The following is a 21008-nucleotide window of genomic DNA, read 5'->3' as shown; positions in this document are numbered from 1 at the left end:
ATAACCAGATTTATTAATAAAAAATATCGGCTTAAAAGGCCCGGTATTTTATAGCCTTTAAACCTTAATCTTTTGAAAAATTGAAAAACTAATGTTTACATCAGACCTCGAAAAACATGAATTAATTGATTTCCTTACGGAAAGTCCGACCAAGGAAATCTTCCACCACGAAAATGAAGCAGAGTACCTCCATGCGGTAGGAAAAGTTACCCAGGCGGTAAAAAAATTCCTCAACAACAACCAACAACCTTTTAGTGGTGTATCGCCCTCGAAATTAAGACCGCTGTTTGATTCAATTGAATTTGAAAAAACGCACGATAATTACGATGCCTTGCTTAAAGAAGTGGAACAGCTTTACACCAGCCATGCGGTGGCCTTCCACCACCCTGCTTATATTGCCCATTTAAACTGCCCGATTGTGATTCCGGCGGTAGCTGCTGAGGTGATGATTTCGGCCATCAATTCATCAATTGATACCTGGGATCAAAGTGCAGGCGGTACATTAATTGAGCAAAAACTAATCGAATGGACCTGCGACCAGATTGGTTACAGCAAAAAGTCCGACGGTATTTTTACCAGCGGTGGCACGCAGAGCAATTTAATGGGACTTTTACTGGCCCGCGATCATTATTCCATTACGGCACTAAACCACAACATTAAAGTAGAAGGCTTACCTCAGGAAGCTTCCCGTTTCAGGATCTTTGTTTCTGAAAAAGCGCATTTCAGTATTCAGAAAAATGCTTCCCTTTTGGGTTTGGGTGAAAAATCGGTGATCAAGATTAAAACTGATCGCAGCTTTAGGATGAATACCGTTTTACTAGAAGACGCCATTAAGCGGGAAATTGCACAGGGCAACATCCCTATTGCCATTGTCGGCACTGCAGGTACTACCGATTTCGGCAATGTTGATCCGCTGAAAGAACTGGCTTCTATCAGCAAAAAATACCATACATGGTTCCACATCGATGCAGCTTATGGTTGTGGTTTACTGCTAACAGATAAATACCGGAGTTTGTTGAATGGCATCGAACTGGCCCATTCGGTTACGGTTGATTACCATAAATCTTTCTTCCAGCCGGTAAGCAGCAGTGGTTTCCTGGTCCGTGATAAAAACTTCTTCAACCTGATTACCCACCACGCTGATTATTTAAATCCTAAAGATCATGACGAGGATGGTTTACCCAATCAGGTGAACAAATCGATTCAAACGACGCGACGTTTTGATGCGTTAAAACTCTGGTTTACCCTTAGGATGATGGGCAGGAACAAATTGGGCGGTTATTTTGATACCATTATCGAAACCGCAGCCAAAATTGCCGATCTGTTACATGCTGATAGTGATTTCGAGCTGATGAACGAATCAGACATCAGTGCATTGGTATTCCGCTACCGTCCTAAAAACGTACAGTTAGATGTCTGCGCCATGAACCAGTACATCAAAAAAGCAATGTTTAATCAAGGAAAAGCTTTAGTTGCGGGCACCAAGATTAACCAGCAATTCTACCTCAAATTTACCCTACTTAACCCGCTTACTACCATCAGCGATATTGAAAACATTATTAAAATCATTAAAAAACATGGAAACGAATACGTTAGACTCAATCAGGCTTCAGCAGATTTCAGAAGAAACTAATTTTAATGCACTCCTAAACAGTTACTGCAGAGAATTTAATAACTGGAACCGTTATTTAGGCATACCTAAGTACGATGAGCCTTTAGCAAACTATTTGGTTACCAAACCTGACCGCTTGCATATCCGCTTCGATTTTACGGCTATTGGCTTCGAAGTATATGCACCTTTAAAATTTTATGCCGATAGTGGCAGGCACGTATTTAATTTCCCGATAATCGAACGTAATGTTGCTACAGATGTCATTAGTCCGATCAGCATTTACAGGTTTATGGAATTGGCCATACAGTTTAGTGTTGAAGCGTTTCCAAATGTTGATGCCGGTCTGGTGAAACAACGTTTAGCGAATAGTGTAGAAAATCTTGAAGCATTTTTATCATTCTTTAAACAGAATGGCAGGCCGGCAAATTTCGCCAAAATGAATTTTATTGAGGCAGAGCAATCACTATTTTTAGGCCACAATGCACATCCGCTTCCCAAAGGGAGATCGGGTTTTAACAATAAAGAAGAACTTTTTAAATATTCGCCAGAAACCCAGGGTCGTTTCCAGCTGGCCTATTTCCTGATCGCAGCAGAAAATATTGTGGAGAAAAATGCCGAAGGTTTCGACATCACCGATCTTTTCAGAATCGAATTATTAGATGGCAATAATGTTGAAATCATTAATTTACTCGATCAACACCCCAATTATAAAGTGGTACCCATGCACCCGTGGGAAGCCGGATACCTGCTTAACCTGCCTAAGGTAAAAGCGATGCAGGAAGAAAAGCTGCTGTTCTATCTCGGACATTTTGGAGAATTCTACACGCCAACATCTTCGGTAAGAACAGTTTATAATGCATCGAGCGATTGGATGCTTAAATTTTCATTGCATGTAAAAATAACCAACTCACAGCGCGTTAACCTGGTTCGGGAGCTTCACCGTGGTTATGATGTGAGTAAATTATTAAAAACAGCATATGGCAAAGCAGCCAAAGCTGAGTACCCGGAAATTGAATTTATCACCGATCCTGCATTTATCACCGTAAATTATAAAGGTGAAACCATCGATGGTTTTAACATCAGTATCAGGCATAATCCTTTTAAAGGAGAAGGAACCGAAAAAAATGTAACCTTATTAGCGGCGCTTTGCCAGGATGCCCTATTAGGCCAAAAGCCAAGAATGGTAAAACTGATTGAAGAAGCAGCGATCAGCAAAAACAAACCGGTTGCACATACCGCAATAAACTGGTTTAAACAATATCTACACCTTTGCGTAGCACCGATTGTGGGCCTTTATAACAATTATGGGATGGCTTTTGAGTTTCACCAGCAAAATGTGATGGTAGAACTGGATAAAGATTATTATCCAGCCAAACTTTATTTCAGGGATAATCAGGGCTTTTTCTTTAGCGACGCCAAAGCCGAAGCACTGGAAAAGGCATATCCGGGAATTGCGGCAGAAAGTGGCTCTATTGTACCGAACGAATACATCATTCCTAAACTCACCTATTATCTGCTCATCAACAATATTTTAGGTGTGGTAAATGCCATTGCCAGCAACAATTTAGCAGATGAGAAAACCTTGATTGATCTCGTTTATCTGGAATTTAAACAATTTGAAAACAGTGACACCACCGGTTTGGTAGATTATATCATCAACCGCCGCAGCTGGGAGGTAAAAGGCAACCTCTTAACCAACCTCTGTAATATCGATGAGGCCAGTGCCCCTATCGATAATCCAGCCATCTATCGTGATTTCCCGAATCCATTATCTAAATATTTCTTCTCCGAAAACCTGATCAAACCACGAACCAAAGAGGTGCTTTACAGCAGGTTTTTCCCAAAAGAAAATGTAACCATCAACATCCGTCCGTTTAATATCGAACGCGACCTGGAAATGGTTCACGATTGGTTTAATCAGGAACATGCCAAACCAATCTGGAAGATGGATGGACCAATCAGAGGTCTGGAGTTATTCTACAGGACTTTATTGCCAAACGATTCATCACACAGTTTTATAGGTGAAATAAATGGTGAACCCACCTTTACCATAGAGCCCTACTGGCCTATGCGAGATGGTGTAGGTGCCTGCTACGAGGCTTTAACTACCGATTATGGTGCACATTTGCTGATTGCGCCAACAGATAAGGACAAAAAATTCAGCTTCGAAACCGGTCAGGCTTTAATGGATTTCATTTTTGAACAACCCGAAGTAGGTAAATGCATTGGTGAAGCCGCTGTTGAAAGTCGCGCGATGCACATTTTTGTAACCCGACTGGGTTTTAAATTAGAAAAAGTGATCCAAATGCCTTATAAAATGGCCAACCTTACCTTCTGTTACCGTGATTGGTACTGGGAAAAATTCCCTGACGCAAAAGCCTATGCTATGGCTAAATCATCAGAATTTGAAACGGAGGAAATTTAAATGCAGAATCAAAAAATATACGACATTGTAGGGATTGGCATAGGCCCGTTCAATCTGGGTTTAGCGGCGCTATGTGCGCCCATCAGCAGCCTATCCACCTTATTTTTAGATCAGTCGAGCGAATTTAACTGGCACCCCGGTATGATGCTGAGTGATGCGACTTTACAGGTTCCATTTATGGCCGACTTGGTTACCATGGCCGATCCAACCAGCTCATACAGTTTTTTAAACTACCTTAAACAGACAGATCGCCTTTATAAATTCTATATCAGAGAAGATTTTTTTGTGCTACGTAAAGAGTATAATGCTTATTGTAAATGGGCGATCAATCATCTGCAAAACTGCCTGTTTGGGCAGAAAGTAACCAGTATAAATTATATCGATAACATTTATCAGGTAGAAAAAGTTGATCAGGTAACCGGTGCCAGAGAAATCATTTTGACTAAAAAAATAGTGCTTGGTACAGGAACCGCACCTAAAGTGCCTGGTTTTATCAATCCGGCTGAGCATCAAAATGCGATACATTCTTCAGCATACTTAAAATTTAAATCAACGCTGTTGAAGCAAAAAACCGCAACGATTATTGGCTCTGGTCAAAGCGCTGCCGAAATTTTCTACGATCTTTTGCCCGAAACTGAAAATGGCCTTAAACTGAAATGGTTTACGCGGCCAGACCGCTTTTTCCCGATGGAGTATTCGAAACTGACACTTGAACTTACTTCGCCTGAATATGTAGATCATTTTTATAATTTGAATGATGCAAAACGCAAACAGTTATTAGCGAAACAGAACTCATTATTTAAGGGAATAAACTTTGATCTCATTAACCAGATTTTCGATAAACTTTACGAGCTGAGTGTTGATGGCGAAAAAATCAATGCCGAACTGATGCCCAACTGCCAGTTGAATAATTTAACGGTAAACACCGATGGTAAATACCAGCTTGAACTTTACCACACCGAAAGTGAAAAGGATTTTGCGGTGGATACTGACTTTGTGGTACTGGCAACTGGTTACAAGTACAATGAGCCGGGTTTCTTATCAGGAATAAACGATCGCATCACACGCAATGCTGATGGGCTTTTCCAGGTACACCGCAACTATGCTATTGATGTGAATGGAAACGAAATCTTTGTTCAAAACGCTGAATTGCATACGCACGGTTTTGTAACGCCTGATCTGGGTATGGGTGCTTATCGCAATGCCTCCATTATCAATGCCATTTTAGGTTTCGAAATCTACCATGTTGAAAAACGGATTGCCTTTCAGCAGTTTAGCGTAGCCGATGAAATACAGGTAGATGAATTGTCTACTGCTGAGCTTCAGTTATCAGAAGATTAAGTTAATACGTTGGTCGGGATTTGTAATCCCGACCGTTGAGAAACGGATTTGAAATCCGGAGTACGAGAAGTCCGGATTACAAATCCGGACTAACCCAAAATTTAAAAAACAAATACCATGAACTACAACAACTTCAATCACATTAAACCCTTAAATAAAGAAGTTTGGGATAAAGTAAATCTAAACTATATTGCTAAGTCGATCGTGGAACTGATGCACGAAAAATTAGCAGAACCAACACTGATCAATACTAATGAACAAGGTATTTCCGATTTTCGACTGGCTACCGATACTGAGGACATTTACTATACCTTTTCAGGTCAGCAGCGCGCTTTAGATTACCTGCACATTGACAAACAAAGCATCAAAAAATTTGTAAATGGCGAAAGTGTAACCGTAAACAATGCACCTGCTTTTTATACCGAACTACAGCAAACCTTTGGGATTAAACCATTTACTTTGGCTCATTTTGTAGAAGAAACCTTAAATACGTTATATGCCGATGCTTATATTCATGAAAAAGGCAGGTTAAGTGCTGATGAGCTGGCTAATTCGGATTACCAGACCATCGAACACCAAATGGATGGGCATCCCTGGGCTACCATCAACAAAGGACGCATAGGTTTTAACCATAGCGATCAGGGCAGATATGCTCCTGAAGCCGCTCAAAGAACGCAACTGGCCTGGTTAGCGGTACATAAAACAAGAGCAGAATTTAAAAGTATCGAAAGCATTTCTCCGTTTTCTTTTTATAATGAAGAACTCAGTTTAAAGCAGGTTCACGATTTTAATCAGGTACTCATCCAACAGCAATTACAGCCTGAAGATTATTTCTTTATCCCCGTGCACGAATGGCAGTGGAACAATAAAATCGTATTACAACTGGCACATGACATTGCCCATAATTTAATCGTACCAGTTGGCTTAGGCACTGACGAATACATGTGCCAAAACAGCATACGTACCTTTTTTAATGTGAGCGAACCCAAAAAACATTATGTAAAAACGGCAATCTCGATTTTAAACACCTCCATTTTCAGGGGACTTTCACCTAAAAAACTCGCTATTGCACCAAAGGTAACCCAGTGGGCAAAAGACATGCTCCAGGGTGACGAGTATTTAAAAAAGACCCGCGTAGTGCTTTTGGGTGAAGTGGCTACAGTGGCCTATACCCATCCACAATACAGTGAAATACCGGGCGCTCCTTATCAATATCAGGAGTTTTTAGGGGCCATCTGGCGTGAAAGTGCCGAGAATTACCTCTTAGAGGGCGAAAATATCATGACCATGGCCAGCCTGCTTTATGTAGATGACAATGGTAAAAGCATGGTAGAGGCCCTGATCGAAAAATCAGGATTGGATGCAGAAACCTGGTTAAATGCCTATTTATCGGCTTATTTAAAACCTGTATTAAGGATTTTTTACAAACATGCGTTTTTCTTTAGTCCACATGGCGAAAACACGATTTTGGTAATGAAAAACGGCGTACCCGAGCGCATTATCATTAAAGATTTTGTAGAAGAAATTGTATTAACAGAAGAATCGAAAGCAAAATTACCGAATGATCTGGTCGATGTTTTAAGGGAGATTAATGATGAGTTGGCACCTTTATTTATCCTTTCAGGAATATTTGATGCTGTTTTCAGATACCTGAGCAATATTTTTCACAGTTATGTTGGATTGGATGAAAAGCAATTCTGGCGCCAGGTGGCAGATGTAATTTTAGAATTTCAACAGGAAAACCCAGAGCTTACGCCTAAATTCGAAAAATTTGATCTTTTTGTACCTGAATTTATCAGGGTTTGTATCAATAGAGTGCGATTATTAACACACGGTTACAGCGAAAGCACTGATGTTCCGGTTCCTGAATTGATTGGTACATTGGTTAACCCCGCAGCAGAAGCTTTGAAAGAAGATTTGATGGTGTAGTTTTAAAATAATATCAGGTAAGAATCGTCAATTCGAGCGGAGTGCAACGCAGTCGTGAATCACGAAGTGCTCAGCGTAGCTAAGTCTAAAGGATAGGTCTCTCCATTTCACTTCGCTCCAGTCGAGATGACGATCTTTCTGTGAGGTGATATCGTCATCGTTCCCGAGCAATGACGAATAATGTGCAGTCAGATGGTAACATCTGACACCACGAAAAAAATAAATCGTCGTTTGCAGTCAGAGTTGTCAACTTTCCGGCGAAAGCCTATAAAAGTTGACAACTCTTTTTAAACTATAAAAATAGTTTATATCGATAAAATCATTATCTTGCTTTACAAATTCTTAAAGCATGAGAGCACTATTATTGATTTTTTTAACAACATTTTTATTCGAAACACCTACGATTGAAAAAGACCGCGACCGCTGGAAACCTTATTATACGGATACCGCCCCTGCAAAAACAGCCGATAACTGGTTTCTCCCCTTTGATGTAGCCAACCGTAAAAAAATAAATAACATCAAAATCATCAGCATTTTTGGCGATCATCGGGATAGTTATGTTAAAGGCCATATCCATACAGCTATTGATATTAACCCTGCGCAACCCAAAGCGAAACTGGTTAATGTTTACGCCATGGCCAACGGAATAGTCTGCTCTGTGCATTTGGGCGAAAACCAACGCACAGTCGTGGTAAAACATAAACTGCCCAACGGATTAATCATGTTTACCAGCTACAAACACCTGAAAGAAGTTTATGTAAGTAACGGTCAAAATGTTGATCAGAATACCAAACTGGCCAGGTTATTTACACCGCAGGAAAGTAAAAAATACGGCGGCGATTATCACCATCTTCATTTAGAAATCAGGAAAAAATTTGATGATTATGGCTGCGCAAGCTGGTTAACTTTTAATAATACACAACTAAATGAACGGTTTTATAACCCTCAAAATTTTATTAGAGAACACATTAAATAAGATAAGTTAATCGCAGAGAAGTCAAGTTTAAATAGGCACCCTCCTACTAAACTTGACTTCTCTTTTGAATAAGGAAAGTTTAGGTTGGTTCGCGCTGGGGGATAGCATCAAAATTAAAAAAATTGAAACCAAGTTTCTTTGTTTCTTGTTAGATAAGCAAACGCTCGTAAATAAATTATTTTATTATGTACGTTATCTTAGGCGCGTCTGGTCAGGTTGGATCAGCAATTGTAGATCATTTATTGGCTAAAAAATTACCCGTTAAAGCCGTCATCCATAATCCCGAAAAAGCTTCAGCAATTAAAGCAAAAGGAGCTGAAGTGGCCATTGCCGATGCCATGGATTTAAATTCTTTAATTGAAGCTTTTAAAGGCGGCGACACACTTTTCGTATTAACCCCTGAAACAGGAAAGAATAAAGATGTGCTCGGCGAAACCAAAACGATCCTGGAGAATTACAATAAAGCCATCAGTCAATCTTCAATTAAAAAAGTGGTAGGCTTATCCTCCATTGGAGCACAATATCCTAAAGGCACAGGCAATTTATTAATGTCGTACATGCTGGAGCACGCTTTTAAAGATTTGGCTATTCCACAGATTTTTGTCAGGCCAGCTTATTATTACAGCAATTGGCTGGCTCAACTCCCTGCAATTAAAAAGACTGGAGAGCTGCCTACCTTTTATCCAACCAACCTATCCCTACCTATGATCTCTCCGATGGATGTAGCTGCATTTGTAGCTGAGGTTTTAGAAAAGGACAATGAGTCTAAAGTTTATGAAATCGTTGGGCCACAAAAGCTAAGTTCAGCAGATGTAGCTGAAGCATTTTCTACGGCGCTGGGACAAGAAGTAAAGGCAAAACAGATTCCGCGTGAAGATTGGGATGAAACTTTACAAAAAATAGGTTTTTCGCCAGATGCGAGGAAAAATTTTATTGAAATGACGCAGACCGTGATTAATGGCGATACTGATCCTGAAAACGAAGGGACAACTGTTGTGAAATTAAAAAAGCGCATTTCCGAATATTTCGAAAACGCGCTACGAGACAATAAAAAATAAAATCAGTTGGTGATATTCTCGTTTCGGTTGTTGAGACATCAACCGATTGTATCTCAATAAGGTTAATTAATAAGTAAATTTAGGTTTCCCATTTTCGCAGGTTACGCCCTTAGGCTGTATGACCAAAGCACAATCAGAAAATACACCATATTTTTTATTGTAATCGGCTTGTAGTTTGGTAAATTGTTCTACCTTTTTCAGAAAGGTACTTTCATCTATTTTTACAGAGTAAGCCATGTAACCAGCTGCGCCACCACAAGCTTTAGATCCAATCGCGGTAAATTTCCACTCACCTGCATTTTCACAGGTAAACTGCTGCGCGGTTTTCTCAATGTCTTTATAAAGCGTTTCTAATTCTGCCTGATCGACATTTTGCATAGGTTCTTCGCGATCTGTACAAGCCCATATCAAACTCATGATCAGTACAATTGAAGATAAAATAAATAGCGTCCGTTTCATTGTTGTTTATTTTAACCTAAAACGGGAATCAAAATAAAAACGCTACATCCGCTAAGACCTATGAGGCTTAAAAACAAAGACTTCCGAAGTTTAACTATGAAATGAGCACAGAAATTTCGGAAGTCTGTCAATAATTAAAACTTAATCTTTAACGTACACTTCTCCCTGTTTCCATCATTGATCAATCCATCAGGCAGGGTAATTCTTAAGCCTTTAGCGTTCTGTTTCCATTTGATGATAAACGCTTCATCTTCCATGATCAACTCTTTCACTTTTAAAATGGCGGTTGATAGCGATTTAATAATCAGTTCTCCGTGATTAAATTCTAAAAGCTCGATATTGAGTTCATCTGCTTCGCCAGAATAAAAAATAATCGGATTAACCTCATAAATATGAAGTTGATTACCACTTTGCTCGCTTGTGTTTAAAGCAATTTTTCTACTTACTGCCATTATTATTTGATTTGAGTTAATTTAAAATGGTTACGGCTAGTTTACCGGAGGAAAATTATAAGGTTTCCAGGCACGAAGGCCGCTTAATTCTTTCTGTGTTTCTTCACTTATGCCAACTCCCCAGGTATTAAAAAATGGAGCTAAATTTCTTTTCACCACATTAGAATACGTTTTAACCCACAAATCGCGTTTTTGCTGATCATTTAACCTGCCAATACTTGGTCCGATTTTTTGGTACTCTTTAAAAAAGGCTTTAAAGCTTTCCCATCCAAAACCTTCCTGCATTTGGCGGAACATGATCAAACCTAAAAATGCATCGCTTTTCCATTTTTCATAACTTGCACCTTCAGCAAAATATTTTTTCATCATCTTTTGTGTATTTGCACTCGATACGCCAGTATGCGAATCGTCTCTTCCGCCCATTAACCTGTCGAACATATAAATCGAAAAGAAGTTATTGCTCACTTCGGTCGTGCCACCAAAAACCCAGTTCAGGTTTTGCATGTTATGGCCAATTTCGTGGAAGAAGCCCCAGTTTGCACCTCCCTTACTTGGTTTCATCAATAACTCCGGGTTGGCCATAATTTCGTTTGAAAGCATTTTTCTCGATGGTGAATGATGAATCATGATCGGATAACCGCTGTGCATGTATCCTCCACCAATATGCTCGTCTGGCACCATCCGTTGAGCCCTGTAAAATGGCGCTGGCATATTGGCCAGGTCAAGTTCTCCAAGTACCACCAAATCCCATAGTTTTAATACCTCTTCAGGATTTTTAATGGTTTGCAAAACACTATCTGGCAAAGTTAGAATCACATTTTCAGTGGCCATTTCGCCCCAGGGCGCTTTATTATTCTTTAATTGGTTCTCCCAATCGCTTTGCGTGCTTTTTCCCAATACAAAAAGAGGAGCTGCTACGGCGTGACTAATTTTGAAGTCAATTTTTCTACTTTCGGCCTTAGGTTTAACATTAATATAAATCAGTCCACCAAAAGGCGAGGCCAATCTGTTTTTTCCAATTACCAATTGCTGTTTTTTGGTGATAATTGGCATTCTGCGCCAATCTTCTTTACCAGCTACCCAATAGTTTAAACGATCGCTATGTGCACCAATCTGCACTTCTAAATCATTTACATTGGCATTTTTAGGCACATCGATTTCGACATATTCGCCTGCTTTTGCATATAAACCCGTACTGTACATGGTCGCATTATCATAACCAGAGTAGCCCAGGGTTGACACGATAGACACTAAACTATCGGCCATTTTTTTATGCTCAATGCTTACGGTTTTGTTTACGAACTGAAAGCCCGCTTTTACTGCGCCTGGAAAAACCTCAGCAGATGGTTGTGCTTTGATATTCTTATAATCGGTACTTTTTAAGGTTTCATCGCTCCATTTGGCAATGGCTTTTCTAAAAGCAGTGTCGTTTTTAGAAAGGGTGTGCTGTGGTGTAATGACGATTGTTGCCGGATCTTTAGCAGCATCTTGAGCAAAGGCGCTTAAGCCAGTTGCGACTAATGCAAGGGATAATAGTGATTTCATTTTGTGTTTGGTTTGTTGTTATTTAAGGTGTTAAACTTTCTTTAAGCGGAAAACCTTGGTTTCGTGAGCAGTTACCTCACCATTCCATTTATTATTTTTGCCAATTACTTTATGCTGCCATAAATCTTTGATTTCGTATTTATCAGTCAGGCCTAATTCGGCAAAATTTATCTTTGCATTTTGAGCAGCTGTCGATTTATTTAAAACCGCTATGGCGAAATCGCCATTGGCTAAAGGGCGAACAAAAACATCCCAGATCTCCGTTTTGATTTTTCTTTCGGCCTGTTTACCCAAAGCATCCTGGTTTAAAGCAATTACTTCTTCATTTGTAAAAATGGTTTTTGCTTCATTATCCATTTTACGGATATCGCAACTGGCATATAAAGGTGAATTAAGCATACTGTACAAACTCATCTGGCTCTGGTATTCAGCCTGGGTACAGCCTTTGCCATTAAAAGCCGATGAAGGGCCTTTTGTTCCATGTAAACCTGCCACCAGCATATCCCCATCGTTCCATCTGCCCGGACCTGAAAAGCTGGCCAATCCTGCGGTTTTATCAACAACATTATAAATACCTACCCCACCTTTACCTTCAACATCATTCCATTTATCTCTGATATCGTAAGTGGTGCGCCAGCTCTGTCCGCCAACCTGTGCACCCCAGTTCCAGGGTTCGCGTGGGCCCCATTCGCAAATACCTAATACAATATCTCTACCCGATTTGCGTAAGGCCTGTGCTATTTTGCCATAACGGGTTTTGGCCGTTTCCACATCTTCTGGTGCGTTGCAATAGTCGTATTTTAAATAATCTATCCCCCAAGAGGCAAAAGTTTTAGCATCCTGATCTTCGAAGTTTAAACTTGCGGTATAACCACCACAGGTTAAAGGGGCAGCATCAGAATAAATGCCCAGTTTCATTCCTTTGCTGTGCAGGTAATCGGCCAGGGCTTTTATACCTGAGGGAAATTTCTTTGGATCGGCAATGATTTTGTTTTTATTATCGCGGCCACCCTGCCAGCAATCGTCTAAAAAAATATACTGATAACCTGCTTTCACCATTCCACTGGTAACCATGGCATCGGCCATTTCTTTAATATCTTTCTCGTTCGGATTTTCTGACATGATGTTCCAGCTCATCCAGCCCATTGGTGGTGTAACCGCTAATTTTGGTTGCTGAGCAAGAGCGGTGAAACCAATTAATAGCATCGGAAACGTTAGTTTCAATTTCATAAATATTAGTCTTTTTGAATGGTATGGTCTATCAAAAACGTAAAACGGATGATCTTAGTTCCATCATCCGTTTTACATTATCCATTACTATTTAATCGGTTTGATATAATAACTGTACTGGTAATCTTTAAACGGGATCTGATACTGAATTAATGGCATAGAGCCCCAGCTATCAATCCCCTGAACACCTAATTGTTGCATATCCATGTGCACATAAATCTGGTTGCGTTTTACCAGTTCGCCAGAGTGATATTGTTTTTTCTCGGCCTCTGGATCTAAATCTTCTACCGAATATGGCAATGCATTAAAATTCAGCAACTGATCGGCAAATTCGAAACGTAAGCCTTTACCAGCTTTATTGGTAAAAGTTACCCAGCGTACGTCGGTTTTATTACCACTTTCTTGTGGGCGTGCATAAGGAAAATACTGATCAGAAACCGTTGATTTATAAGTACCAATTAATGAAGCCGTTTTTCTATCTACATAATTTTCGCCCGGACCGCGACCATACCATTGGATATTGCTGTAATCGTTTTTCAGTTGTAAATCGTTACCGATACGCATTAAACTTTTGTAGTTGCCTGTCACTGCTTTAAATTGATTATTTACTTTTACAGTTCCATCAGCGGATACATTAAATTCTTGTGTGGTTTCTGCATCGCCTTTAAGTAAAGATGATTTAACAGTTAGGATAAAGCCATCAGCGGTTGAATTTATAGTTGATTTAATATTACTTGTATTGTTATCCTGATATACATTACGCCACATGCGTAGTTTTGTGTTTAAACCTGCACCGATGTCATTATCAGTTGGCGCACGGTAAAATCCAGGTTGTGGACCAGAAGCCAGTAATTCTTGTCCTTTAGAAACATAACTTGCTAACGTCCCTTTAATTAAATCGAAAGTGATGGTAAAATCGCTTCCCTTAACCACCGCTTTTTCTGCTGTCTGCTCAACCTTCAAAGCTTTCTTGTTGCTGTTATAAACATTGGCTTTTGGCGTACCTGCTAATGCAATCTGCTCGTAAGCAACTTCATAACCTTTTTCTAAAAATGGCTCAGCTGTTTTTAAGCGGTAATGAACGTTTAAGAAATATTCTTTTCCAGCAGCATAATTCGTTTTAAATGGCAGGCTTAACATCTGTGTTTGGCGTGCGCCAACATTCAGGTTACTGACTACCCCATTCTCGATCACTTTCCCATCTTCAACCAATTCCCAGTTTAATTGTACATTGCTGATATCTTTAAAGAAATAACTATTGTTTACATTAATCTGGTTGTTGCCGTTAAAAGTAGTTTTAATATATTGATGTACTTTTTTCAATTCCACAGCCATTGGCGTCATGCCACGGTAGGCCGTAACAACACCCTTTACACAAAAATCGTTATCGCTAAAGTTTTCGTCAACGGGGCCGCTTAGCGGGAAATCACCTCCATAAGCCATAATGCGTTTGCCGTTTTTAACGGTATCGATTGCCTGATCTATCCATTCCCAAACAAAACCACCCTGTAGTTTAGGGTTGTTCTCAATGGCATCCCAATATTCTTTAAAATTACCCAAACTGTTACCCATAATGTGGGCATATTCGCTCATAATAAACGGACGGGTTTCTTTATCCTGTTTTGAATAACGTGGCAGATAATTTGGCGAAGGATATTGCGGAACAATCATATCGGTATTGAAGTCGCTCTCTGCCCTTTCGTACTGTACCGGACGGAAATCTTTTCCTTTAAGCCATTGGTAAGCTTCGTAAAAGTTAACACCATTACCCGCTTCGTTACCTAAGGACCAGGTAATGACCGATGCGTGGTTTTTATCACGCTCGTACATTCTGGTAATGCGCTCAAGATGAGGAATACGCCATTGTTTATCGTTAGCAAAAGTCGTTTCCAAACTGTAATAACGGCCATGTGATTCGATATTGGCCTCGTCGATGACGTATAAACCGTATTCATCGCAAAGCTCCATCCAATAAGGATCGGGTGGATAGTGAGAATGACGAACAGCATTTACATTCAGTTTCTTCATCATTTCCATATCTTTCTCCATATCGGCATGGGTTAAAGTATGGCCTTGTGTGGCATTATGTTCGTGCCTGTTTACACCTTTTAAAAACACACGTTTACCATTAACCAATAAATCGCTGCCTTTAATTTCTACCGAACGGAAGCCCACGCGTTGTGGAATTACCTCGATTATTTTATTGTTTTTATCTTTTAAAGTGATGTAAAGTGTATATAAATAAGGGATTTCTGCTGACCAGTTTTTCACATTACTGATCTGTGTTTTAAAAGAAAGATCCGTTTTATAATTGCCTAATACTTTTTGAATAGTAGTCGCATCTTTCCAGACATTATTTCCTTTAGCATCAACTAAATCAAGCGCTACATAAAAACTATCCGGGCGACTGTGGTTAGTACGCTGATCGATTTTATAATTTTCTACCGCTAAATCTACATTTAACAATCCGTTGGTATAGGTAGCATCCAAATTTCCAATAACTTTGAAATCGCGGATATCTAATTTTGGTGTTGAATATAAATAAACCTCACGCTCTATTCCCGATATGCGCCACATGTCCTGGCATTCTAAATAGGTTCCATCGCTCCATCTGTACACTTGCAGTGCGATGGTATTTTCTCCAGGTTTAACATATTTGGTAATATCGAATTCTGCAGCCAGTTTACTATCTTCACTATACCCCACTTTTTTTCCGTTTACCCAGATATAAAAAGCAGATTTTACAGCACCTAAGCTGATAAACACCTGTCTACCGCTCCAATTAGCCGGAATATTGATTTTCTTCCGGTACGAACCTACCGGGTTATTATCTGCAGGAATATCGAATGGTGGGTTCATTCTGGCTCCGGTTAACTGACGGCCAGCAAATTCGTAAGGTTGATTTACATAAATTGGGGTACCATAACCATTAGTTTCCCAATTGGCAGGTACTTTAAAATTATCCCAGCCTTTATCATCAAAATCTAATTTGTAGAAATCCGTAGGTCTTTTACGTGGATCTTTTACCCAGTTAAACTTCCAGGTACCATTTAATGATAAAAAATATTCTGATTTTTCTTTAGCTCTTTTAGTTGCCAAATCTTGATTTTCGAAAGCAAAAGCCGATGCCCGCATAGGCAAGCGGTTTACTGAAACCACTTCGGGGGTTTGCAGTTCGGAAGGCAGATCTTGTGCACTGATTTGCCCCGCAATAAATAATGATGTAAATAAAATGGTTAATTTTCTCTTCATTCTGTGTGTATAATTTATTTTATTGATCCAAATTACTGATGATTAACTGATAATGATAAAAATGTTTTAGCGCAAACGTTTGAGTTTTAAATATGTTACCGAAAATTTAGCGATAGATTGAACCGGAATAATAAATAAACACTTGCTTTATATAGAGCCTAAAATATAAAAACCCCTTTGCCGCCTCCGGCGGCAAGGGGCTCACTAACTAAACTAACTACTATCTTTGAAATTCTAATTTGCATATGCTAAATGATGGCTACCATTCATTGCCTTTAATTATTAAAAATCTTAATAATATTTCTTAAAAATCGTTTAAGCAAAGAGCTTTCTTCTGTCACTATTTCAACATCTGCTTGCATCCCATTCTTTAGTGAAATTTTATATTCAGCCTCTTTATTCTCTATTCTTTCAAAATCTATCTTAGCTAAGAATACACTATCCTTTATGGCAACGTCAGAAATGTAGCTCACTTTTGCCCTGATTAACCCATATTGTTCGAAAGGAAAACTCCTCATTTTAACCAATGCTCTTTGTCCAACTTTAACTTTCCCCATATTAAATTGAGGAATGTAGACTTCTCCAAAAAAATCAGCACTTAATGGGTTGATGATAAAAATCTCTTGATTTACATTTACGGTTTGATTTTCCTGTAATATTCCGGCATAACTAAGTTTCCCATTTATAGGTGCTTTAACGATAAATTTATTAACCCAGGCTTCTGTTTCGCTCAATATAATACCCAAGGATTGCAAGAACTTTAATCTTTCATCCTGTATGATATGCTCAAGCTCTAAAATCTCTTTTCTTTTATTTGCATTGAGGCTTTTGTTATTTAATATAGACGCTTCAGATTGTTGAAGCGGATATTTACTGGCGAGATATTTGTTTTCCTGTTGTTTATATTCATTATTAGAGATAACACCTTTTTGAAATAACTTTTTATAGGCAAAAAACTCTTCTTCGGTATTGGCAAACTCTTTTTCCTGGATTTTTCTTTGCACTAAGATCTGAGATTTCATTTTATCGATTTCTATTAAATCTTTTTCTAAATACCTTTTCTTATTCGAATAATAACCGCCATTTTGAGCAGATATATATTTTAAGTATTGCTCGTAAAAAACCTGGTAAGCCGCCTGAAGCTCACCCAAATTCAATTGGTCAAAATTTACTTCCTGAATACTTTTTTTTGCAATAAGCTCATCATTTAAAAGGTGAAGCTGCCTATTAAATTTTAAAACATCATTATGGGCTGCAACACTCTCAATAAAAGCAAGAGGTTCACCTTTGTTAACATAAGCTCCTTCCTTGACTAACAATTCTGTAATTTTCCCGCCTTCCTTTGTATAAATGGCCTTCGGGGCATTTAATGAATTAACTTTCAGATTTGCTTTTACAATATCGGGGTACTGAACTATTGAAGAAACCGCGATAACGAGGACCAGGATGATAAATACCAGTGAGATCCCCCTTCTCAATATCCAAGAGGGAACTGCAGTAATGATATCATTAATTTCTTCACTATTTATTTCATAGTGTGAAGGTTCCACATTTTTCACCTCTTCCATTACACGCCAATTTCTAATTGATTTTTTACTAATTCAAAGTATTCTCCACTCGCATTAACCAACTCCCGATGCGTACCTTTTTCTATGATCCGGCCTTTATCTAATACGATTATATGGTCGGCATTTTTAACGGTACTTAAACGGTGCGCCACCACTACAACTGTACGGCCTTTGAAAAAAGTTTCTAAATTTTTCATAATTACCTTTTCGTTGTTAGCATCTAACGCATTGGTTGCTTCATCAAAGAAAATATACATCGGATCTTTATAAACTGCCCTGGCAATTAACAATCGCTGTCTTTGTCCTTGGCTGATCCCATTACCCGCAGCACCTATTTTAGTTTCTACCCCTAGTGGTAGTGTATCAATAAAATCGCCAATGTTTGCTACATCGATGGCATGTTGTAACTTAGACCTGTCGGGGTACTCATCTCCTACAGCAATATTTCTGGCAATGGTATCTGAAAAAATAAAGCCATCCTGCATCACTATCCCACACTGGCTTCTCCAATATTTATATCCAATTTGGCTAAGCGAGGTATTTCCAATTTTAATATCGCCCTTTTCAACATCATAAAACCTGAGTAATAGTTTTAAAATTGTAGTCTTACCACTACCACTCATGCCTACAATAGCTGTTGTTTTTCCTTCTGGAATTATTAAATCAATATCATTCAGTACAGGGTCGTTACCAGCTCCCGGATAGGTAAAACTTAATTTTTGTATGTTAATTGTTTTTTGGATGGGCAATTCATAAATAAATTTTTTATCTATTGGTTCTTCATCTTTAAGCTCATGAATTTCATTTAATCTTTCTAAGCTTATTTTAGCATCTTGATAAGCCTGTAGAAAACCTAATATTTGTTCCACAGGAGAACTTAATTGTCCAACAACATACTGTACGGCCATCATTGCACCAAGTGTGAGGTTGCCATCTATAACAGATTTAACTACAGTGAATGTGATAATTATATTCTTGCCCTCGTTAATAAAGAAGGCACCAAATCTTTGATACTGCCCAAGGGCCAAACTTTTTACACTAAACTTAAACAGGCTTGCCTGAATCCGCTCCCACTCCCACCTTTTTTGCTGTTCGCAGTTGTTTAGTTTAATTTCTTGCATCCCGCTGATTAGCTGCACAATATTTCCCTGGTTCTCTGAAGAAATATCGAAACGTTTCATGTCTAACTCACGTCTTTTTTTAAGGAAGAACATTACCCACAAGCTATATAAGATACTACTAACCAAAAAAATCATAAAGATGTTTAAGTTGTAATAAGCTAAGACGAAAGCAAAAATGATTAGGTTAAAAGACGTAAAAATTGTATTGAGGGATGGGCCGGTTAGAAAACTCTGAATTCTACTTTGATCACTCATTCGCTGCATAATATCACCAGTCATTTTTGTTTCGAAAAAATGCATTGGTAATTTCATCAATTTGATCAGAAAATCGGTTAAAATGGAGATATTTAGCCTGGTAGTCATATGCAGGAGTATCCACGATCTAATGAAATCGACACTCATTCGACCTAGAAATAGCATTGTTTGTGCGATAAGCACTATATAAACAAAGTTTAAGTTCCTCGTATTGATGCCTACATCTACTACTGATTGGGTTAAAAAAGGCAAAATGAGTTGTAATAAACTTCCTACTAATAACCCAAGAAATAATTGTAAAATGAGTTTTTTGTATTTATACAAATAACCCAGCATGTAGCTGAAATTAAGCCCCTTATCTGGATCACCTCCCTGGTTAAAAAAAGAAGGTGTTGGAGATAGTAATAAGGAAACACCATCTATGTGGGACTGACCAGTACCATTAACCCAATATTTGATAAACTCTGATTCTTTATAATTAATTAAGCCTTTGGCGGGGTCTGCAATATGGTATATCTTTTTTCTTGGTGATTTAGTTGTTATTTGATGGAGTACAACAAAATGCTTTTGTTTCCAATGTAAGATTACAGGTAGTTCAACTTCGTTTAATTTTTCTAAACCTAATTTTGTTCCAAATGTTCTAAATCCGATTTTCTCAGCAGCCTCGCTTATTCCCAACAGTGATACGCCTTGTTTATTTATACCAGATATTTCCCGTAATCTTTGCAAACTATAATTACGCCCATAAAATTTGGCAATCATCCGTAAGCATGAAGGGCCGCAGTCCATTTGATCAAGTTGTTTAAAAAAGGGAAATTTTTTCACTTAGCTATTGGTTAATTAAAATGTGGTGTTACTTTAAAAAGACTATAATTAGACAAAAAGAAACTCAATAGTTCCCTTCCCTTATCGAGATTTAACCAGTAAGGTAACTTGGCATTTGCAATCTTCGAATGGTTAAACATCTCTTCTAAAACTTGTTGCTTCTCATTATAGGTTTTGTCCAGATTAATTTGAATTTCACTCAGCCTATTGAAATAACTTTCAAATTCAGTAATCCACATTGGGTGATCATATTGTGTTACTACCATCAGTAAATTAAAGCAAATAAGTCTATGCAACGCAATTTCTGCACTTGCGGAGCACTTACCCGACAAAAGGTGTTGGTAAAACGATCGGAAATTATCAATTGTGGCGTAAAATGCTGTCTCGAATATTTTTTCGAGTTTTGTTTGGCCAACTAAATGAGAGATTTTTAACATCACCCTGGTGATATCATTCAGCTTATCTATTGATAAACTCTTGCCATTTTTTATTTTTTTTAAATTTTCTGTCAGATACTTATTTAAGTGTCTGGCTAATAATTTTACACATTCGATATGAATAAATTGCCTGTAATAATGTGCACCTACATTTTTACTTTTACTTCTAATTAAATGATAAATTGTTAAGCCAAGTAACTCATCAATATCATAGCGTTTGTTACTCAGGTTAATTAAAGTTCTTTTATAACAGTTATCATCCAAATCTTCCAAAACATCATCGGTATTAATATCGAGAAAACCTTGCTGCATGCAATATTCTATCATCCATCCTATACCTGTCAGTCCGGTGTTAAATGTATAATCTGTTAAATCACCCATCTCTTCGCCCAGTTGGTCTAATAATTTTTCTGAATTCTCCTTCAGTCCTTCATCGCCAGAAATTCCGCCTAAAACAAATCCGCATAATATCTGGTTTGCCAGACCACTTTTTATACCAAGATCTAATCTTTTATCCATCTAT

General features: G+C 38.4%; 14 protein-coding genes. 6 read left to right on the top strand and 8 right to left on the bottom strand.

What is annotated here, in order from left to right; genetic code table 11:
* Positions 1-91 precede the first annotated feature (91 nt).
* The 6 genes from AC07YT_RS06910 to AC07YT_RS06885 all read left to right on the top strand — a co-directional run bounded on the left by AC07YT_RS06910 (position 92) and on the right by AC07YT_RS06885 (position 9341).
* On the top strand, positions 92-1633 hold the full coding sequence (locus AC07YT_RS06910) for a pyridoxal phosphate-dependent decarboxylase family protein (RefSeq protein WP_086545359.1): 1542 nt from the start codon (positions 92-94) through the stop codon (positions 1631-1633).
* Positions 1578-4037, top strand: a complete 2460-nt coding sequence (locus AC07YT_RS06905; RefSeq protein WP_086549258.1) for a GNAT family N-acetyltransferase — start codon at positions 1578-1580, stop codon at positions 4035-4037. The genes AC07YT_RS06910 and AC07YT_RS06905 overlap by 56 nt, the downstream gene beginning before the upstream one ends.
* Entirely contained in the window at positions 4038-5378 is a 1341-nt protein-coding gene (locus AC07YT_RS06900) for a lysine N(6)-hydroxylase/L-ornithine N(5)-oxygenase family protein (RefSeq protein ID WP_086545358.1), read from the top strand. It abuts the gene before it with no gap.
* A 117-nt stretch (positions 5379-5495) separates the two neighbouring features.
* Positions 5496-7307: an IucA/IucC family protein gene (locus AC07YT_RS06895; RefSeq protein WP_086545357.1), complete on the top strand. Its 1812-nt coding sequence runs from the start codon at positions 5496-5498 to the stop codon at positions 7305-7307.
* 349 nt (positions 7308-7656) lie between these two features.
* Positions 7657-8283 (top strand): M23 family metallopeptidase, encoded by a 627-nt coding sequence (locus tag AC07YT_RS06890; RefSeq protein ID WP_086545356.1) that lies wholly within the window; start codon positions 7657-7659, stop codon positions 8281-8283.
* 185 nt (positions 8284-8468) lie between these two features.
* Positions 8469-9341, top strand: coding sequence for an NmrA family NAD(P)-binding protein (locus tag AC07YT_RS06885; RefSeq protein ID WP_494945249.1), 873 nt, complete (start codon positions 8469-8471; stop codon positions 9339-9341).
* 66 nt (positions 9342-9407) lie between these two features.
* Here AC07YT_RS06885 and AC07YT_RS06880 read toward each other — a convergent pair whose 3' ends face one another.
* The 8 genes from AC07YT_RS06880 to AC07YT_RS06845 form a co-directional block, all read right to left on the bottom strand.
* On the bottom strand, positions 9408-9800 hold the full coding sequence (locus AC07YT_RS06880) for a hypothetical protein (RefSeq protein ID WP_086545354.1): 393 nt from the start codon (positions 9798-9800) through the stop codon (positions 9408-9410).
* Between the two features lie 134 nt (positions 9801-9934).
* On the bottom strand, positions 9935-10252 hold the full coding sequence (locus tag AC07YT_RS06875; RefSeq protein WP_086545353.1) for a hypothetical protein: 318 nt from the start codon (positions 10250-10252) through the stop codon (positions 9935-9937).
* Positions 10253-10288: 36 nt separating this feature from the next.
* On the bottom strand, positions 10289-11797 hold the full coding sequence (locus AC07YT_RS06870) for a M60 family metallopeptidase (RefSeq protein ID WP_086545352.1): 1509 nt from the start codon (positions 11795-11797) through the stop codon (positions 10289-10291).
* Between the two features lie 30 nt (positions 11798-11827).
* Positions 11828-13027 carry a glycoside hydrolase family 27 protein gene (locus AC07YT_RS06865; protein WP_086545351.1) on the bottom strand — a complete coding sequence of 400 codons (1200 nt, stop codon included), beginning with the start codon at positions 13025-13027 and terminating at the stop codon, positions 11828-11830.
* Between the two features lie 87 nt (positions 13028-13114).
* Positions 13115-16279: a beta-galactosidase, LacZ type gene (lacZ, locus tag AC07YT_RS06860; protein ID WP_086545350.1), complete on the bottom strand. Its 3165-nt coding sequence runs from the start codon at positions 16277-16279 to the stop codon at positions 13115-13117.
* Between the two features lie 275 nt (positions 16280-16554).
* Positions 16555-17847 carry an HlyD family secretion protein gene (locus tag AC07YT_RS06855; RefSeq protein ID WP_086545349.1) on the bottom strand — a complete coding sequence of 431 codons (1293 nt, stop codon included), beginning with the start codon at positions 17845-17847 and terminating at the stop codon, positions 16555-16557.
* Positions 17847-20048 carry a peptidase domain-containing ABC transporter gene (locus AC07YT_RS06850; RefSeq protein WP_086545348.1) on the bottom strand — a complete coding sequence of 734 codons (2202 nt, stop codon included), beginning with the start codon at positions 20046-20048 and terminating at the stop codon, positions 17847-17849. The genes AC07YT_RS06855 and AC07YT_RS06850 overlap by 1 nt, the downstream gene beginning before the upstream one ends.
* An 11-nt stretch (positions 20049-20059) precedes the next feature.
* On the bottom strand, positions 20060-21004 hold the full coding sequence (locus tag AC07YT_RS06845; RefSeq protein ID WP_086545347.1) for a hypothetical protein: 945 nt from the start codon (positions 21002-21004) through the stop codon (positions 20060-20062).
* Positions 21005-21008: the final 4 nt, after the last annotated feature.

The sequence above is a fragment of the Pedobacter sp. GW460-11-11-14-TSB4 genome (assembly GCF_059423705.1).
This window is presented reverse-complemented; position numbering and strand designations above follow the sequence as displayed.

What these genes read in the sequence shown, in the direction of transcription:
- AC07YT_RS06890 (WP_086545356.1), top strand. Translation starts at nt 7,657, where the DNA reads ATGAGAGCACTATTATTGATTTTTTTAACAACATTTTTATTCGAAACA.
- AC07YT_RS06900 (WP_086545358.1), top strand. Translation starts at nt 4,038, where the DNA reads ATGCAGAATCAAAAAATATACGACATTGTAGGGATTGGCATAGGCCCG.
- AC07YT_RS06865 (WP_086545351.1), bottom strand. Translation starts at nt 13,027, where the DNA reads ATGAAATTGAAACTAACGTTTCCGATGCTATTAATTGGTTTCACCGCT.
- AC07YT_RS06895 (WP_086545357.1), top strand. Translation starts at nt 5,496, where the DNA reads ATGAACTACAACAACTTCAATCACATTAAACCCTTAAATAAAGAAGTT.
- AC07YT_RS06880 (WP_086545354.1), bottom strand. Translation starts at nt 9,800, where the DNA reads ATGAAACGGACGCTATTTATTTTATCTTCAATTGTACTGATCATGAGT.
- AC07YT_RS06910 (WP_086545359.1), top strand. Translation starts at nt 92, where the DNA reads ATGTTTACATCAGACCTCGAAAAACATGAATTAATTGATTTCCTTACG.
- AC07YT_RS06885 (WP_494945249.1), top strand. Translation starts at nt 8,469, where the DNA reads ATGTACGTTATCTTAGGCGCGTCTGGTCAGGTTGGATCAGCAATTGTA.
- AC07YT_RS06870 (WP_086545352.1), bottom strand. Translation starts at nt 11,797, where the DNA reads ATGAAATCACTATTATCCCTTGCATTAGTCGCAACTGGCTTAAGCGCC.
- lacZ (WP_086545350.1), bottom strand. Translation starts at nt 16,279, where the DNA reads ATGAAGAGAAAATTAACCATTTTATTTACATCATTATTTATTGCGGGG.
- AC07YT_RS06855 (WP_086545349.1), bottom strand. Translation starts at nt 17,847, where the DNA reads ATGGAAGAGGTGAAAAATGTGGAACCTTCACACTATGAAATAAATAGT.
- AC07YT_RS06875 (WP_086545353.1), bottom strand. Translation starts at nt 10,252, where the DNA reads ATGGCAGTAAGTAGAAAAATTGCTTTAAACACAAGCGAGCAAAGTGGT.
- AC07YT_RS06905 (WP_086549258.1), top strand. Translation starts at nt 1,578, where the DNA reads ATGGAAACGAATACGTTAGACTCAATCAGGCTTCAGCAGATTTCAGAA.
- AC07YT_RS06845 (WP_086545347.1), bottom strand. Translation starts at nt 21,004, where the DNA reads ATGGATAAAAGATTAGATCTTGGTATAAAAAGTGGTCTGGCAAACCAG.